The 277-nt window shown below is 51.6% G+C and carries 1 protein-coding gene; it reads left to right on the top strand.

Going from position 1 to position 277, the window contains the following annotated elements; translation table 11 throughout:
- Positions 1-44 precede the first annotated feature (44 nt).
- A partial coding sequence (locus QP381_RS09015) for a hypothetical protein (protein WP_285068667.1) occupies positions 45-277 on the top strand: 233 nt, incomplete at its 3' end.

The following is a 277-nucleotide window of genomic DNA, read 5'->3' as shown; positions in this document are numbered from 1 at the left end:
ATACCCACTTACCTGCAGCTCAGATCATCAGACACGAATGGATCGTGGCTCCTGAAGTGGAAGATGTCGAGGGCGTCCTGGTCACCTCTGTACGTCAAACCATTCTGGATATGCTCCGTCTTGCTCCCCCTGCCGATGGCGTCACGTTCGGCTGTATGGCGCTGCGTAAGCTGGTTGGATTTGATCGGAATAATCCTGAGGTAGCGATGGAGCGAGCAAAATCTATAAAAACTGGAATCTTGAAGCGGCTGAAAGATGAATACCCGCATGACAGGAG

The sequence above is a fragment of the Pauljensenia sp. UMB6358 genome (assembly GCF_030216865.1).
GTDB lineage: Bacteria > Actinomycetota > Actinomycetes > Actinomycetales > Actinomycetaceae > Pauljensenia > Pauljensenia turicensis_A.
This window is presented reverse-complemented; position numbering and strand designations above follow the sequence as displayed.